The organism is Solibacillus sp. (assembly GCF_040273735.1).
Classification (GTDB): Bacteria; Bacillota; Bacilli; order Bacillales_A; family Planococcaceae; genus Solibacillus.
Window position 1 is genome coordinate 15,206 of the sequence record NZ_JBELZM010000027.1, and the last position, 15,392, is coordinate 30,597.

General features: G+C 39.8%; 15 protein-coding genes. 12 read left to right on the plus strand and 3 right to left on the minus strand.

Translation table 11 applies throughout. The features are described 5' to 3' along the window. The first annotated feature begins 2 nt into the window (after nucleotides 1–2). The 8 genes from ABS917_RS17975 (at nucleotide 3) to nikC (ending at nucleotide 8,797) form a co-directional block, all read left to right on the plus strand. The gene (locus ABS917_RS17975) at nucleotides 3–320 is read left to right on the plus strand and encodes a hypothetical protein (protein ID WP_350480274.1); all 318 of its coding nucleotides are present in this window, start codon (nucleotides 3–5) and stop codon (nucleotides 318–320) included. 257 nt (nucleotides 321–577) lie between these two features. Beyond that, nucleotides 578–1,126: a nucleoside tri-diphosphate phosphatase gene (gene ntdP, locus ABS917_RS17980; RefSeq protein ID WP_340803035.1), complete on the plus strand. Its 549-nt coding sequence runs from the start codon at nucleotides 578–580 to the stop codon at nucleotides 1,124–1,126. 151 nt (nucleotides 1,127–1,277) lie between these two features. Next, complete coding sequence (locus ABS917_RS17985; protein ID WP_350480288.1) at nucleotides 1,278–3,002, plus strand: ABC transporter ATP-binding protein; 1,725 nt, start codon at nucleotides 1,278–1,280, stop codon at nucleotides 3,000–3,002. A gap of 151 nt (nucleotides 3,003–3,153) precedes the next feature. Next, nucleotides 3,154–4,173, plus strand: coding sequence for an ABC transporter ATP-binding protein (locus ABS917_RS17990; RefSeq protein WP_350480275.1), 1,020 nt, complete (start codon nucleotides 3,154–3,156; stop codon nucleotides 4,171–4,173). Next, nucleotides 4,148–5,125: an ABC transporter ATP-binding protein gene (locus ABS917_RS17995; protein WP_350480276.1), complete on the plus strand. Its 978-nt coding sequence runs from the start codon at nucleotides 4,148–4,150 to the stop codon at nucleotides 5,123–5,125. The genes ABS917_RS17990 and ABS917_RS17995 overlap by 26 nt, the downstream gene beginning before the upstream one ends. A 32-nt stretch (nucleotides 5,126–5,157) precedes the next feature. Beyond that, complete coding sequence (locus ABS917_RS18000) at nucleotides 5,158–6,801, plus strand: ABC transporter substrate-binding protein (protein ID WP_350480277.1); 1,644 nt, start codon at nucleotides 5,158–5,160, stop codon at nucleotides 6,799–6,801. Between the two features lie 84 nt (nucleotides 6,802–6,885). Further along, complete coding sequence (locus ABS917_RS18005; RefSeq protein WP_350480278.1) at nucleotides 6,886–7,890, plus strand: ABC transporter permease; 1,005 nt, start codon at nucleotides 6,886–6,888, stop codon at nucleotides 7,888–7,890. 16 nt (nucleotides 7,891–7,906) lie between these two features. Further along, on the plus strand, nucleotides 7,907–8,797 hold the full coding sequence (nikC, locus tag ABS917_RS18010; protein WP_350480279.1) for a nickel transporter permease: 891 nt from the start codon (nucleotides 7,907–7,909) through the stop codon (nucleotides 8,795–8,797). A 37-nt stretch (nucleotides 8,798–8,834) separates the two neighbouring features. Here nikC and ABS917_RS18015 read toward each other — a convergent pair whose 3' ends face one another. Further along, on the minus strand, nucleotides 8,835–9,929 hold the full coding sequence (locus tag ABS917_RS18015; RefSeq protein ID WP_350480280.1) for an FUSC family protein: 1,095 nt from the start codon (nucleotides 9,927–9,929) through the stop codon (nucleotides 8,835–8,837). A gap of 68 nt (nucleotides 9,930–9,997) precedes the next feature. Next, nucleotides 9,998–11,284, minus strand: coding sequence for a glutamate-1-semialdehyde 2,1-aminomutase (locus ABS917_RS18020; RefSeq protein WP_350480281.1), 1,287 nt, complete (start codon nucleotides 11,282–11,284; stop codon nucleotides 9,998–10,000). Nucleotides 11,285–11,417: 133 nt separating this feature from the next. Here ABS917_RS18020 and bcp point away from each other — a divergent pair, with 133 nt between their 5' ends. The 3 genes from bcp to perR all read left to right on the plus strand — a co-directional run bounded on the left by bcp (nucleotide 11,418) and on the right by perR (nucleotide 13,479). Next, on the plus strand, nucleotides 11,418–11,885 hold the full coding sequence (gene bcp, locus ABS917_RS18025) for a thioredoxin-dependent thiol peroxidase (RefSeq protein ID WP_350480282.1): 468 nt from the start codon (nucleotides 11,418–11,420) through the stop codon (nucleotides 11,883–11,885). Nucleotides 11,886–11,908: 23 nt separating this feature from the next. After that, the gene (locus tag ABS917_RS18030) at nucleotides 11,909–12,856 is read left to right on the plus strand and encodes a D-2-hydroxyacid dehydrogenase (protein WP_350480283.1); all 948 of its coding nucleotides are present in this window, start codon (nucleotides 11,909–11,911) and stop codon (nucleotides 12,854–12,856) included. A 176-nt stretch (nucleotides 12,857–13,032) separates the two neighbouring features. Further along, the gene (gene perR, locus ABS917_RS18035; protein ID WP_079523609.1) at nucleotides 13,033–13,479 is read left to right on the plus strand and encodes a peroxide-responsive transcriptional repressor PerR; all 447 of its coding nucleotides are present in this window, start codon (nucleotides 13,033–13,035) and stop codon (nucleotides 13,477–13,479) included. Nucleotides 13,480–13,572: 93 nt separating this feature from the next. Here perR and ABS917_RS18040 read toward each other — a convergent pair whose 3' ends face one another. Then, the gene (locus ABS917_RS18040) at nucleotides 13,573–13,914 is read right to left on the minus strand and encodes a YgzB family protein (protein ID WP_008405748.1); all 342 of its coding nucleotides are present in this window, start codon (nucleotides 13,912–13,914) and stop codon (nucleotides 13,573–13,575) included. A 292-nt stretch (nucleotides 13,915–14,206) separates the two neighbouring features. On the opposite strand from ABS917_RS18040, the gene ABS917_RS18045 reads away from it, so the two are divergent. Further along, on the plus strand, nucleotides 14,207–15,100 hold the full coding sequence (locus ABS917_RS18045) for a nucleotidyltransferase-like protein (protein ID WP_350480284.1): 894 nt from the start codon (nucleotides 14,207–14,209) through the stop codon (nucleotides 15,098–15,100). The last annotated feature ends 292 nt before the right edge of the window (nucleotides 15,101–15,392 follow it).

Consider the following 15,392-nt stretch of genomic DNA (forward strand, 5'->3'; position numbering starts at 1 on the left):
AAATGAGTCGCAATGAACAAAACCAAAACCGTAATAATCAACAAAACCGTAATAATCAACAAAACCAAAACCAACGCAACAACCAACAGAACAACCTTGAAGAGTTTGGTCAAGAACTAAACTTCAACGAGTTCAACCAGCAAAACCAAAATCAAAACCAAAAACAAAATAATCGTCAAAATAACCGACAAAACAACAACCTTGAAGAATTCGGTCAAGACGAAAACTTCAATGAAGTTCAACAACAAAACCAAAAACAGCAACGCGAACAAGAACAGCGTAACGCACAATTCGCGAAGCGTAACAACAATAACTTCTAATGAAGTGCAGAAAGATGTTCTGAAAGTGCAAACTTTCAGAGCATCTTTTTTGTTTTAAAAAGGTAGAGCGGGGAAACTATAAAAGAAGCTGAACTGATTGATACTTTGTTCTATTATGTGCAACTATTAAGGATTCCAATAATTTTCACGCAAAATTGAAAATAATTGCATTCGAACTACAAGTTTTGCCAAAGCATTGTTATAATACAATAAAGACTGCTAGAATTTTTAGCTAAGACGAAAAGGTGGGCTTTATGATGGCATTACCGGTTGAAGGAGAAAAAATCCAAATACATAGTTATAAGCACAATGGTAATATCCACCGTGTCTGGCAAGAAACGATGGTATTAAAAGCAACAAAAAATATTATTATCGGTGCAAATGAAAAAACACTTGTTACTGAATCAGATGGTCGCACCTGGCTGACACGTGAGCCCTCAATTTGTTACTTTCATGCAGAGCATTGGTTCAATATTATTTGTATGTTGCGGGATGACGGGGTGTATTACTACTGCAACATCAGTTCACCATTTGTGTTTGATAACAACTGCTTAAAATATATTGACTATGATTTGGATGTAAAAGTTTTTCCTGATATGACTCATGCATTATTGGATGAAGATGAATATGAGCAGCACAGGTTGGAAATGAACTATCCCGAAGTCATAGATAAAATTTTACAGCGGAATGTTAAAACATTGGTAAGCTGGATTGAACAACGCCGTGGACCATTCGCTCCGGACTTCATAGAGTCTTGGACAAATCGGTATATCTTATTGAGTGAAATTCAGGCAAATAAAGAGTAGACGAGACACAAGCAGCTTTTTCAGGTTGCTTGTGTTTTTCTTTTGGGTAAAGTATATGTGTAAATGTTTAATGGGGAATTATGATATGATAACTGCTGTCGCAAAATTTCTGAGGGGAAGTGTTTTTGCATTGGATAGTATTAAACGTTATATGCGGTTCGTCAAGCCGTATAAAATGCTTTTATTTTTAACGATCGTAATCGGCATACTTAAATTTGCGATTCCGTTATTTTTACCGTGGCTCCTGCAAATAATTATCGATGATATTTTGTTAAATGAGGGTATGTCTACAGAAGAGAAGACAAGCCAATTATTTACATGGATCGGAATTGCACTCGTATTGTTCTTTGTTATTCGACCACCCATAGAATATTACCGCCAATACTTTGCGCAGAACTTGAGTAATAATATTTTATTTGATATACGTAAAGATCTGTATGGGCATTTACAAAAATTAAGCTTAAAGTATTATGCCAATACGCGGGCTGGAGAAGTAATTTCGCGTGTCATCAATGATGTTGAGCAGACGAAAAACTTTGTTATGACAGGGTTGATGAACTTATGGCTGGATTTAGCAACGATTTTAATCGTAGTTGCAGTCATGTTTACGATGGATGTAAAGTTGACGCTTGTGTCGCTTATTGCACTGCCATTTTACGCCTTCAGTGTAAAGTATTTCTTCGGGAGACTTCGCAGTTTAACGAAGGAACGCTCACAGGCTTTGGCAGGCGTTCAAAGTTACTTACATGAGCGTGTTGCCGGTATGAGCATCATTAAAAGTTTTACACTGGAAAAGCACGAGCAGAAAATTTTCGATGAAACGAATGGAGAGTTCCTTAATAAAGCGCTGGATCATTCACGCTGGAATGCAAAATCTTTTGCTGTAGTTAATACCATTACGGATATGGCACCGCTGATCGTGATTGGCTATGCAGGCTATCAGTATTTAAATGATGGGCTTTCCATAGGTATACTCGTCGCGTTTTATGCTTATATTGAACGCTTGTATGGACCGCTTCGCCGACTGGTGAGCTCGTCGACAACATTGACTCAGTCAATTGCCTCAATGGACCGCATGTTTGAACTGATGGATGAGAAATATGAAGTTCAAAACAAGCCTAACGCGATGGTGTTACCCGCAGCAAAAGGGAAGCTTCAATTTGATCGAGTTACATTCAAGTATGATAAAGATGGAAACACAATTTTAAAGGAAGTTGATTTCACGATTGAACCTGGACAAACTGTCGCCTTTGTAGGTATGAGCGGCGGGGGGAAATCGACAATCGTCAGCTTAATTCCGCGCTTCTATGATGTGACGGCGGGAGCGGTGATAATTGACGATCAAAACGTTAAAGATGTTACGATTGAATCATTACGCTCGCAAATCGGGATAGTATTACAGGATAATATTTTGTTTAGCGATTCAGTGAAGCAGAATATTTTAATGGGGAATCCGCATGCGACGGATGAGGAAATAGTTGCTGCTGCCAAAGCGGCGAATGCCCATGACTTTATTATGGGTTTACCGGAAGGATATGACACGAAAGTAGGCGAACGTGGTGTTAAACTTTCAGGCGGGCAGAAGCAGCGTGTAGCAATTGCACGTGTATTTCTAAAAAATCCGCCAATTCTAGTTTTGGATGAGGCGACTTCTGCACTCGATCTGGAAAGTGAAGCGCTAATTCAAGACTCGCTTGACCGTTTAGCACATGAGCGGACGACGATCATTATTGCTCACCGACTGTCTACAATTACCCACGCTGATAACATTTTCGTTATCGAACACGGAGAAGTTGCAGAATCCGGCACACATCAACGACTAATGGAGCAACAAGGAGCATATTATAACTTATTCCAAGTTCAAAAATTAGATTAAATCTAAGTGACTATGTTGAAATAAATCAGCATGGTCACTTTTTTTATGCATAATTGAAAATACATTTTTTTACGATAATGTTGTAAATTAGTAGATGTTATAATATCATATTTTCAAATACTTTTAATCTTCAGAAAATTGGGGTGGTTAAATGAGTCGAAAAGCTGTGCTTGAAGTGAGAGAGTTAGAAACGACATTTTTTTCAGACAGTGGAAAGGTTGCAGCTGTCGATCGAATAAGCTTTTCAATTCATGAAGGGGAAATTCTCGCCATCGTAGGGGAGTCCGGCTGTGGTAAAAGTGTTACTTCCCTCTCTATTATGGGCCTTGTACCGAGTCCTCCCGGAAAAATAACAAATGGAGAAATTTTATTGAAAGGGCAGGATATTTCGAAACTATCTGATAAGCAAATGCGCAAAATCCGAGGCAATGAAATCGCGATGATTTTCCAGGAGCCGATGACTTCGCTGAATCCGTTGTTTACAATCGGAAATCAATTGATCGAAGCAATCCGAATCCACCATCCGAAATGGTCAAAAAAAGAAGCGAGTGCCCGGGCGGTGGAAATCATGAAGTTGGTCGGTTTGCCGCACGCAGAACAGTTGCTTAAAGACTATCCACATCAGCTGTCGGGGGGAATGCGGCAACGTGTAATGATTGCGATGGCCCTTGTATGTAATCCGAAAGTGCTTATTGCCGATGAACCGACAACAGCCCTCGATGTAACAATCCAAGCCCAAATTTTAAAGTTAATGAGGGATTTAAATGAACGGCTGAACACTGCTGTTTTACTCATTACACATGATTTAGGCGTTGTTGCGGAAACTTGTGAGCGCGTCATTGTTATGTATGCAGGGCAAATCGTAGAAGAAGCTCCGGTTAATGAAATATTTAGAAACCCGCAGCATCCTTATACGAAAGGGCTTATCCAGTCAGTTCCGGATATGCGTTATAAAAAGGATACGCTTTATTCGATACCTGGCAATGTTCCGAAACCGGGTTCCATTTTGGAAGGCTGCCGTTTTGCAGCACGTTGTGAATATGCATTCGATCGTTGTTTAACAAATAACCCTCCGCTATATGAATCATCGGGTACACATAAAGCAAGATGCTTCTTATTGGATATGGAAGAAGGGGGAGTTACACATGTCGAAAGTGCTGCTGAAAGTTGACAATCTAAAAAAGTATTTCCCGATCCGGCATGGGATGTTTGCACGTCATGTCGGTGATGTGAAGGCTGTGGATGACGTTTCGTTTGAGCTTTATGAAGGTGAAACATTAGGCATTGTCGGAGAATCCGGTTGCGGGAAATCTACTACTGGTCGGGCGATTATGCGTTTGCATGAACCGACAGACGGCCAGGTGACATTTGATGGCGTGGAGCTTACAAAGTTAAACAGCGAACAAATGCGGAAAGTCCGGAGAGAAATTCAAATGGTGTTTCAGGATCCTTATGCTTCATTAAATCCAAGACATACGGTTGAAAAAATTTTAGAGGAACCGTTAATTGTCCACGGAATCGGGAATGCGAAGGAACGCAAAAAGAAAGTCCATGAATACTTGGAAATCGTCGGTTTAAGCTCCTATCATGCAAAGCGCTATCCTCACCAGTTTAGCGGCGGACAAAGACAGCGGATCGGTATCGCCAGAGCCTTAATGACTAATCCGAAACTGATTATTGCAGATGAACCGGTATCAGCACTGGACGTATCCATTCAGGCACAGGTTTTAAATTTAATGCAGCGATTGCAGGAAGATTTGAAACTGACATATATATTTATTGCCCATGATTTAGGGGTTGTGCGACATATTAGTGACCGAGTAGGCGTGATGTACTTAGGCAGGCTTGTCGAAATTGCGGAAAGCGAATCGTTATATCATGAGCCATTGCATCCTTATACACAGGCGCTATTATCGGCTGTACCAATTCCGGACCCGCAGTTTGAACGGGAACAGCTATTGCTGAAAGGTGATATACCGAGCCCGTCAAACCCGCCGACAGGATGCACATTCCATACACGCTGTCCTTTTGCGATGGATAAGTGCAAACAAGAAATTCCGATGCTCCAGCAAGTTAAACCAGGTCATTCTGTTGCGTGTCATTTATATGAAACGCCGCAATGATAATAGATTAAAAAGTCTAGGGGGTTTTTTTATTGAGGAAAGGTAAATTGTATTTAGTAAGTCTTATGATGCTATTAATAATGTCATTATTTTTAGCTGCTTGTGGTGCTGACGATGCAGAAACGTCATCATCGGAAACAAGCAACGATTCAAGTACAAATACAGACAGCAATACGACAGACAATTCAAGTTCTTCAACACCTCAAGTATTAGTATTTGGTCGTGGAGCGGATTCTGTTTCACTTGATCCAGGTATCGTAACAGATGGCGAATCGTTCAAAGTAACACAAAACGTATTTGAAACATTACTAAACTTCGGGGAGCAAGATACAACTATCAACCCTGGACTAGCGAAAGAATGGGAAGTAAGTGAAGACGGTTTAACTTATACATTCCAGCTTCAAGAAGGCGTAAAATTCCATGACGGCACAGACTTCAATGCAGAAGCGGTTATTAAAAATATCAATCGCTGGAAAGGTGGAAAAGAGGAAGATTTCTACTACTTCAACTCTATGTTTAAAGCAGAGGGCGAAGATATTATTAAAGATGTAACGGCAGAAGGGGATTACACAGTTGTATTCACACTTTCTCGTCCGCAGGCACCATTCCTTAAAAACTTGGCAATGAGCCCGTTCGGAATTGGTTCGCCGACTGCATTTGAAGCAGCAGGCGATAAATTCGGCGACAACCCTGTAGGTACAGGTCCATTTAAATTTACAGACTGGAAACGTAATGACTCAATCACGATTGAGAAGTTTGAAGACTACTGGCAAGAAGGTTTACCGAAATTAGATAAAGTTATCTTCCGTTCAATTCCGGATAACTCTGCTCGTCTAAATGAATTAATGGCAGGCAATATCGATTTAGCTGATGGCGTTAACCCTTCAGACGGTAAAACAGTGGAAGGTGATTCTACTTTACAACTGATTGAACGTCCATCAATGAATATTGGCTATTTAGGTTTAACGAATACACGCGCACCGTTTGATAACAAACTGGTACGTCAAGCGGTGAACTATGCAATCGATAAACAGGCGATTGTTGATGCGTTCTTTGAAGGACGTGCAGAAGTGGCGGCAAACCCGATGCCATCATCAATTAGCGGTTACAATGATGCAATTTCTCCATACCCTTATGATCCGGAAAAAGCGAAATCTTTATTAGCTGAAGCTGGTTATGACGGAAAAGAAATTGAGTTATGGGCAATGCCAGTACCTCGTCCATATATGCCGGACGGAGCAAAAGTGGCGGAAGTTATTCAGAAAAACTTAGAAGATGTTGGTATCCCATCGAAAATCGTAACATTTGAGTGGGCAACATATTTAGAGAAAGCGAAAAACGGTGAAGCAGATGCATTCATGCTTGGCTGGACTGGTGATAATGGAGATGCAGACAACTTCATTTACACATTGTTAGACAAAGACAATATCGGTTCAAACAACTATGCGTACTATACTAATGAAGAAGTGCATGAGCTATTAATTCAGGCACAGTCTGAAACAGATGAAAATGTGCGTAATGAATTATACAAAAAAGCACAGGAAATCATCCATGATGATGCGCCATGGGTTCCGCTTGCTCATTCTACACCATTACTTGCAGCAAAAGCAGGTGTGAAAGACTTTAAGCCGCATCCAACAGGCTCTGATAAATTAGATAAAGTTTCAATGGAATAATAGAAATTTAAGTGAAAGGGGAGGAATATTCCTCTCCTTTTTTTCAACTGGCAGAAACATACATTCATAAAAGGGGTGAAGAGCATGCTTCACTACATTGGCAAACGTCTACTGCATTTAATACCTGTATTACTCGGTATGACCTTTTTAGTATTTCTAATTATTCGTGCCATCCCAGGTGATCCAGCACAAGTCATTTTAGGACAGCAGGCTACTGCAGATGCAATCGCGGCACTTCGCCTGAAACTTGGTCTAGATAATCCGTGGTATATTCAATATTTCGATTACTTAAAAGGGATTGTAACGGGAGATTTGGGGGAGTCATTAAGGACGAGGCAGCCGATTTCTTCTGAAATGTGGCCTTATTTAGCAGCTACATTTGAACTGGCATTTTTCGCGATGATTATTGCAATTATCGTCGGAGTAAATGCAGGAATTGTTTCGGCATGGTTTCAAAATTCATGGTTTGATTACTTAGCGATGGTGATTGCTTTAATCGGTGTTTCGATGCCGATTTTCTGGTTAGGTTTAATGGAGCAATGGGCATTCGGTATTCAGCTGGGCTGGTTGCCGACATCGGGACGGGAAGAAGTACGGGATCCGGTCATGGCAATTACTCACTTTTACTTAATTGATACTTTATGGCAAGGTCGGTTTGAACAGTTTATTGTTGTTTTTAAGCACTTATTATTACCTGGCATTGCACTTGCAACGATTCCGACGGCAATCATTGCACGAATGACAAGAGCCTCTATGTTGGAAGTAATGCGTTCGGATTTTGTTCGTACAGCACGGGCAAAAGGTCAAAAAATGTTCGTTGTTGTTTATAAGCATGCATTGAAAAATGCGTTGATTCCTGTTTTGACAGTGGTCGGTTTACAAACAGGCATGCTTTTAGGCGGTGCCATCTTAACGGAAACGATTTTTAGTTGGCCGGGAATTGGACGTTATATATACGAAGCGATAGGATTCCGTGATTATCCTGTCATCCAGTCAGGTATTTTAATCGTTGCCTTTTTATTCGTAATGATTAACCTGATTGTTGACCTTTTATATACAGTGATTGATTCGCGCATTAAATACAACTAGAGAGGAGGCGCATAGCATGGCTGAAATTATACAAAATCAAGTTCAGCGAATTGAAGAAGAACGAGTAAAAGGACCGTGGCAAGAGGCGTGGACGAACTTCAAGAAAAGTAAGTCTGCGCTGTTCGGCAGTGCAATTGTGTTATTTTTTGTGCTTCTGGCAGTATTCGGCCCTTTGTTTGCACCACAAGGTATAAATGAGCAAAATTTAAGTATGCGTCTGCAGCCTCCATCTGCTGATTTCTGGTTTGGAACAGATGATCTAGGTCGCGATATATTTTCGCGGATTTTACATGGGGCCCGCATCTCGCTAACGGTTGGTTTATCGGCCGTGTTAATTTCCGCAGTTGCAGGCAGTTTTTTAGGGATTATTGCAGGTTACTATGGTCGTTGGGTTGATACGATTATTTCACGAATCTTTGATATTATGCTTGCGTTTCCTAGTATTTTATTGGCGATCGCAATTGTATCGATTTTAGGACCGTCATTGCAAAACGCATTAATTGCGATAGCGGTTATTAATATACCGAACTTCGGCCGTCTGATCCGGTCGCGGGTGCTGAGTATTAAGGAAGAAGAGTATATTCATGCTGCAAAAGCAATCGGGATGAAAAATTCCCGGATATTATGGAAGCATATTTTGCCGAACTCAATGACTCCGGTAATCGTACAGGGTACACTGGCGATTGCGACAGCGATTATCGAAGCGGCGGCACTAGGGTTTTTAGGACTTGGTGCAGAAGCGCCTCAGCCGGAGTGGGGGAAAATGCTTGCGGATGCGCGGATGTTTTTACTAAACGCACCATGGGCAATGATTTTCCCGGGACTTGCGATTATGCTCACAGTAATCGGCTTTAACCTTATGGGCGACGGACTGAGGGATGCACTTGATCCGAAGATGAAAAGTTAAAAAGAAGGTGTGCGAAAAATGCACACCTTCTTTTTATTTAGTAGAACTCTGATTCCAAGTCGAGATTTTTTTCTTCACTGTGGAAGCTGCGATAGGAAACGATCAATGTATCAAGATGCTCCAAGTTTTCTTCGTAATCTAAAATCCGCGATAAAATATAAAGCAGATGGTAGCTTGAGAACTGTTCATCTTCTGCCGCCTCTTCCTGGGCAATGGCAATCTGTTTGATAAACTGCTCCATTAGCTCACTGCCTTGCAGATATTCTTCGTGCCGTGTCCATTTTGAATGTTCCGGCCTCAGCTTCCCGGTATATTTCAATAACAGTTGTTCATGGTAGGTTAGCAAGAAGTCTAAACGTTCCTGAATAATTACTTGAAATTTACTTGGTAACTTCCCGAGCTCATTTTCATGTTTGTGTAAACGTACGAGCAACTCATAGCTTTTTTTCGATGTTAATAACATTTGACGGTAAATAACGAGCTTTCGGGCTTTCACAAACTTCCGGTTTCTGAAATAGCTGCGTTCTTCTTTGAAAAAACCATACATTGTATCAATATCATTGAGTCGGGACTGCAATTTATTTACCGCCATTTTTGTAGATGTATGTTCACTGGCCTGGCGAACGGCTAAACGTGTCCAGCGAATGATATCATCCTGGACAGAGTTAATCATTTTAAATAATTTTATTTCGTATTTAGGCGGTACAAATAACATATTGACTACGAAAGCAGCAAAGACACCAAGCATAACAGTACTAAATCGGATCAGACCAAACATTAGAAAATCATCGCCCGGTACTTCCATAATGGCAATCATCGTTACCAGTGCCAGTGAAATGGATTTTTCGAGCTTTAGCTTCATCATAATGCCAAGGACGACGATAGCGGCAATACCGACAGCCACTATATGATGTCCGAAGATGAGACCGAATAGGACAGCAACGGAAGCGCCAATAATATTACCCTGTATTTGCTCTAAAATTGTAAGATAAGAGCGGTAAATAGAAGGCTGGATTGCGAATACAGCAGCAATTGCAGCAAACACAGGTGAAGGTACATTCAGTATTTGAGCTAAAAATAAGGCGAAAACAATTGCAACACCCGTTTTTAAAACGCGAGCACCTAATTTCATATTCTTTTCCTCCTTTCTGAGGGAGTCAATGAAGAGAAGCCGCTATAAAAGTATAGCGGCAGTTGTTATTATAATTGAGAAAATGCGTAATCTACTGCTTTTAACGTTTCTTCCACGTCCGCTTCTGTATGTTCTGTCGTTAAGAACCATGCTTCATATTTTGATGGGGCTAAGTTGATGCCTTGAGTTAACATTAATTTAAAGAAGCGACCGAATTTTTCACCGTCCGTATTTTCCGCTTGCTCATAGTTTTCCACTTTTACATCAGTAAAGTAAATAGCGAACGCGCCTTTTAAACGATTTAATGTTATCGTCACATTATGTTTTTGGGCAGCAGCTAAAATACCTTCTTCAAGAAGAGCTCCTAAGCGATCCATTTCTTCATAAATACCCGGTTGCTGCAACACTTCAAGGCATGCAATACCTGCTTGCATACTAGCAGGGTTTCCTGCCATAGTACCAGCCTGATATGCAGGGCCAAGTGGAGCGACTGTTTCCATCACTTCTTTACGACCACCGTATGCACCGATTGGCAGACCGCCTCCAATTACTTTCCCCATTGCGACTAAGTCCGGAGTTAAGCCAAGCATTGTATGTGCTGCACCGTAGTGGAAACGGAAAGCTGTAATGACTTCATCGTGGATTGTTAATGCACCATACTCTTTTGCCAATGCATGTACATGTTCCAAAAATCCTTTATGCGGTTCTACAATTCCGAAGTTGCCGACGATTGGCTCGATTAAAATCCCTGCAATATCATTGCCCCATTTTTCCATTGCTAATGTAAATTCTTCTTTATTATTAAAAGGTACGGTAATTACTTCTGTAGCGACAGCATGTGGAACACCGGCAGAGTCAGGTGATCCTAATGTTGCTGGACCTGACCCAGCGGCAACAAGTACTTGGTCGAAGTGACCGTGATAGCATCCGGCGAATTTAATGATCTTTGTACGGCCTGTAAATGCGCGTGCAACACGTACACATGTCATCACGGCTTCTGTACCGGAGTTGTTAAAACGTACTTTATCCAATGTAGGGATAGCTTCTTTTAACATTTTGGCGAATTTAATTTCATGCTCTGTCGGTGTGCCGAATAATACACCTGTTTCTGCTGCATGTGCGATGGCTTTTGCAATATGCGGATGACCATGCCCTGTAACGATCGGTCCATATGCTGCTAAATAATCGATGTAACGATTACCGTCCACATCCCAAAAGTATGCTCCTTTACCGCGGACCATGACAACTGGTGCGCCACCACCTACTGCTTTATAAGAACGGGATGGGCTATTTACCCCGCCAACAATATGTTCGAGTGCTTCTGCATGAAGCTGTTCAGATTTAGTATGATTCATAATTTATTCCTCCAAAATAGGTTACATGAAATGATTTCATATCTATTGTAGTATGTAATGAAAGGGAACGCCAAAGAAATTGAAGCATCGGGCATTGTTTTGTATCATAGAAGAAAATTTTGGAGGAATAGACATGACATTAGAAAATTTACAAGCACCATCATTCGATTTGCAAAACGAGAAGGGAGAAATGGTTTCGCTGGAAGAGTATAAAGGCAAAAACGTAATTCTTTATTTTTATCCAAAAGATTTAACACCGGGCTGTACAACACAGGCTTGCGACTTCCGCGATAAATATGAAGATTTTTCAGATTTGAATGCTGTAATTTTAGGTGTAAGTTTGGATGATTCAGCGAAACATACAAAATTTATTGAAAAGCACGGGTTGCCATTTTCATTATTAGTGGATGAGAATCATGAAGTTGCTGAGAAATATGGTGTATGGACATTGAAGAAAAACTTCGGAAAAGAGTACATGGGTATTGAACGTACAACGTTTTTAATTAATGAAGAGGGAATCGTTGAAAAAGAGTGGCGTAAAGTACGTGTGAAAGATCATATTGAAGATGTGTTAAACTATTTAAAAAATCGCACGAATTAATTTGTGCTCAAAGGGGAATTACAATGGCCACGATTTATTTTACATTTGAACCACGCGAGGATTTAAAACAGCCGCTTTTAGCACAGTTTCCACAAGTAGATTTTTTATTTGATAAGAAACTGGATGTGGAGAAACTTGCACAAACAGATATTTTAGTAACCTATGGGGAAGATTTAAAGGAAGAGCATTTACAGCATGCAGACAAATTGCAATGGATTTTCGTTGCATCTGCAGGAATCGAGAAGATGCCGGCAGAAGCGATCGCGAAACGTAATATACTCGTTTCGAATGTGCGCGGGATACATAAGAAGCCGATGACTGAATCGATTTTAGCTCATATTTTATCATTGAAACGTGTATTACCGTTTATTTATGAGCAGCAGAAGAAGAAAGAATGGAATAAAAAGGCGCGTCCAACAGAGTTAAATGGAAGTACAGCACTGATTATCGGGCCGGGTGCAATTGGCGGAGAAGTAGGACGTATTTTGCAGGCATTTGATGTTCATACAATTGGCTGCAATCGCTCAGGCAACGAAGCGCCGTATATGAATGAGACATATAAGCTTGAGGATTTAAAAGAGCAGTTACCGAAAGCGGATATTGTTCTCTCAATGCTGCCATCTACTAAGGAAACGAAGCATATGCTGACTCGAGAGCATTTTGAACTAATGAAGAGTTCGGCCATCTTTATGAATTTCGGGCGTGGAGACCTAGTAGAAACGGATACTCTTGTTGGCGTTTTACAAGACGGGCTAATAGAGCACGCTGTATTGGACGTCTATGAGATTGAGCCATTACCGGCAGACAGCCCGCTATGGGACTTGAACAATGTTACACTATCACCGCATTTTTCAAGTCATTCGTCACGTTATTTGGAACGCAGTCTGGATATTTTCAAACCAAGTCTGGAAAAATGGCTGAATGGGGAACGTGATTTAGAAAATAAGATGGATATTCTTAGAGGGTACTAATTGAGAATGCTATATGAAGGAATAAGCCTTTAATCGCTTTCATTTTCAATTAACTTTTATATCCAATACTTTTATTTCAATTGGAATAAGCAATTGTTGACAACGCATGGACAAATTCGCTACACTAATTATAACAATTACAAATTAATAATATGTATGAAAAGGGGTGCATGACGATGTCTGAATTGCATTTAAAGGATGCGCTGGACACGTTAAAGACTACTGGTGTACGAATTACTCCTCAGCGTCATGCGATTTTGGAATATTTAATTCAAAGTATGATTCACCCAACAGCTGATGATATATACAAGGCGCTTTGCGATAAGTTTCCTAATATGAGTGTAGCAACAGTTTATAATAATTTACGTGTCTTTCGTGAAGTTGGCTTGGTAAAAGAGCTTACTTATGGGGATGCAGCGAGTCGTTTCGATTTCGTAACAGGCGACCATTATCACATGATTTGTGATGGCTGCGGTAAAATTGTAGACTTCCACTATCCCGGATTAAATGAAGTGGAGCAGTTTGCTTCGCAAGTAACAGGCTTTCAAGTTAATTCGCACCGTTTAGAAGTCTATGGTACATGTCCTGACTGTGTAGCAGTCGGTGCAACAAAAGTTCAATAATAATTTAGCCTAGTAACGGTTGTTGCTAGGTTTTTTTTATATAAAAAACTGGAGCAAAAATTTGATCACCTTTACTCCAGCCTTGCCGAACATTTAATTTTTATTGTACTCTTGATTGAATTCTTTTCCTTCCAATGCAGGATCTAAAGTTAGCGGTTCATTGCAATACATACAAATATCCACGCGACCTAAAACTTTTGTCCATTTCCCGCATTCCGGACAGACGACTTGCACAGCCTTTGTAGACAGCAAACCTATCCAGCCATATACAGCTGTACTGCCGATGATACAAAGAAGTCCAATTGTCATGAAGATTAATACAAGTATTTGATTATTTTTGAAAAAGATTGCACCATACATAATAACGAAGCCGATGAAAATAAGGGATAATGCAAAAGAGCGGATCTTATTAATTTTACTATTATATTTTTTCATTTCAATTGCCTCCTAATCTAAAATATACTATAACATAAATTGGATATAAATTAGTAGACAGGAAAGAATTAGGCGGCTTGTAAATATCCCTTAATACTATTTAAAAATGTTTAAATGAAGGGTTTTTATAAATGAATGGCGAAAGGAAAAATAACAGGATTTATATTATTTGATATAAGGAGATGATGGACTTTCAGCATGGTTGAAAGTTTATCGGCGTAATACTAGTTAATTTATCTTACAGCATCTACAATGACTTTATATAGAAGGTAAACTTTATAGGGGGATAACAATGGAACATATTTTAAGACCGATTTATCAGGAACGTGCAAGTCAGCCGGAAACACTGGGAGTAATATTGATAAACAAGCGTGAAGGTGCGGAGAATATGACCGATACATTTGATTCGGTTCTTTTAATTATTGTAAAAGAAAGTGATAAGCCTATTTATTCGAAACACTATTCATATGGTGAAGCGAAAATGGTAATGCATATTTTAACGGAGGAACGGTTGCGTAAATGGATTTTCATTGGTTCGAATAAGCGGTTGGTTGACTGGCTTTTCCACGGTAAAATTATGTTTGACCGCAATGAGTTTCTATATAAACTACGTTCTGAATTGCAAGAGTTCCCATTCTTCGGTCGTAAATTAAAAACAGGTATCCAGTTTGCCAAGTTAATCCGCCGTTATAAAGAAGGAAAAGAATTGTTTGAAGATGGTCATTTTTTAGATGCGTACAATCACGTAGTTGCTTCATTGCATCATCTAGGGAGATTATCGATTATCGATAGCGGGCATTATCCTGAAGTGACAGTATGGGCCCAGGTGAAACGCAATGATCCTGCAATCTATAAATTATATGAAGAATTGATTATGAGTAACGAAAGTCTCGAGAAGCGTCTGGAGTTATTATTTTTAGCAGGTGAGTTTTTAATCAATTCCAGAACCACTGATGGGGCTCAACATATTTTGGAAACAATGCTTGCACAACCATCATGGACGATTCAGCAATTGCATGATCATCCAGAGTTGAGTTATTACTCTGTAGACTTGGAAGTGTTTGTTGAATACTTAATTGAAAGAGAGTTAATTCTGGTGGAATCGGTTATTGCTAAAAACGAAGCGCTATTCCACAGAAACTATTATGTAGACAGACATTACATTGAATCTGAGTATGGGTTATAGTATATTAATCAGAGCGTTTAAAAAAACGCTCTGAAATTATTTTTAAAAAAGTGTTGACGAAAATGTTAAAAGTATTGTAGTATATTAAATGTCGCTAAGACGTACTCGAAAACAACTAAATTACTTTCTTGAATTTCTTCAAAAAACTTTTTCACAAAAGTTGTTGACAAAAAGAAACAGAGATGTTAAATTAGAGGAGTCGCTAAAACGACATTGAAACAAAATGAACCTTGAAAACTGAACAAGCAACGTTAATGAAACAAGCTTCTTAAATGAAGCAAACAATAGATTT

Bases quoted from the DNA above. Each gene is read 5' to 3' on its own strand.
- ABS917_RS18015 (WP_350480280.1), bottom strand. From the start codon at position 9,929: ATGAAATTAGGTGCTCGCGTTTTAAAAACGGGTGTTGCAATTGTTTTC.
- bcp (WP_350480282.1), top strand. From the start codon at position 11,418: ATGACATTAGAAAATTTACAAGCACCATCATTCGATTTGCAAAACGAG.
- ABS917_RS17990 (WP_350480275.1), top strand. From the start codon at position 3,154: ATGAGTCGAAAAGCTGTGCTTGAAGTGAGAGAGTTAGAAACGACATTT.
- nikC (WP_350480279.1), top strand. From the start codon at position 7,907: ATGGCTGAAATTATACAAAATCAAGTTCAGCGAATTGAAGAAGAACGA.
- ABS917_RS17985 (WP_350480288.1), top strand. From the start codon at position 1,278: ATGCGGTTCGTCAAGCCGTATAAAATGCTTTTATTTTTAACGATCGTA.
- ABS917_RS18045 (WP_350480284.1), top strand. From the start codon at position 14,207: ATGGAACATATTTTAAGACCGATTTATCAGGAACGTGCAAGTCAGCCG.
- ABS917_RS17975 (WP_350480274.1), top strand. From the start codon at position 3: ATGAGTCGCAATGAACAAAACCAAAACCGTAATAATCAACAAAACCGT.
- perR (WP_079523609.1), top strand. From the start codon at position 13,033: ATGTCTGAATTGCATTTAAAGGATGCGCTGGACACGTTAAAGACTACT.
- ABS917_RS18040 (WP_008405748.1), bottom strand. From the start codon at position 13,914: ATGAAAAAATATAATAGTAAAATTAATAAGATCCGCTCTTTTGCATTA.
- ABS917_RS18030 (WP_350480283.1), top strand. From the start codon at position 11,909: ATGGCCACGATTTATTTTACATTTGAACCACGCGAGGATTTAAAACAG.
- ABS917_RS18020 (WP_350480281.1), bottom strand. From the start codon at position 11,284: ATGAATCATACTAAATCTGAACAGCTTCATGCAGAAGCACTCGAACAT.
- ntdP (WP_340803035.1), top strand. From the start codon at position 578: ATGGCATTACCGGTTGAAGGAGAAAAAATCCAAATACATAGTTATAAG.
- ABS917_RS17995 (WP_350480276.1), top strand. From the start codon at position 4,148: ATGTCGAAAGTGCTGCTGAAAGTTGACAATCTAAAAAAGTATTTCCCG.
- ABS917_RS18005 (WP_350480278.1), top strand. From the start codon at position 6,886: ATGCTTCACTACATTGGCAAACGTCTACTGCATTTAATACCTGTATTA.